We start from the raw sequence: 421 nt of genomic DNA, 5'->3' as shown, positions 1-421 counted from the left end.
ACTACGATCTGGACGGCGGGATTCAGGTCACCGGCAGCCATAACCCGGCTGACCACAACGGATTCAAGATCTGTCTCGACAAAGTCACGGTGTACGGCCCGGACATTCAGCGCCTGCGGACTCTGATCGAGGACCAACACTTCGCCTCAGGCCGAGGCCGACAGGTCCCGACTCCGATCATTGGTCCCTACCAGGAGTTTGTGAGCCGGCAGTTTGGGCGCCTGGAACGCCAGGTTTCGGTCGTGGTTGACGCCGGCAATGCGACCGCCGGGCCGGTTGCGCCGTCAATCTTTCGTGCCCTGGGCTGCCGGGTAACGGAGCTGTTTTGTGAGCTGGACGGCCGTTTCCCCAACCATCATCCTGACCCGACCGTGCCCGAAAACCTGGAGCAGCTGATCGGGATGGTCAAACAGACCGGGGC

General features: G+C 62.2%; 1 protein-coding gene. It reads left to right on the top strand.

Annotation, left to right across the window (positions count from 1 at the left end; genetic code table 11):
* Nucleotides 1–421, top strand: a 421-nt coding sequence (locus J4F42_19330; GenBank protein MCE2487671.1) for a phosphomannomutase/phosphoglucomutase, incomplete at both ends; no start/stop codon positions are given.

The sequence above is a fragment of the Desulfurellaceae bacterium genome (assembly GCA_021296095.1).
Taxonomy (GTDB): domain Bacteria; phylum Desulfobacterota; class Binatia; order Bin18; family Bin18; genus JAAXHF01.
Note: the sequence above shows the minus strand (reverse complement) of the source record. Positions and strands in the feature narration are given on the sequence as shown.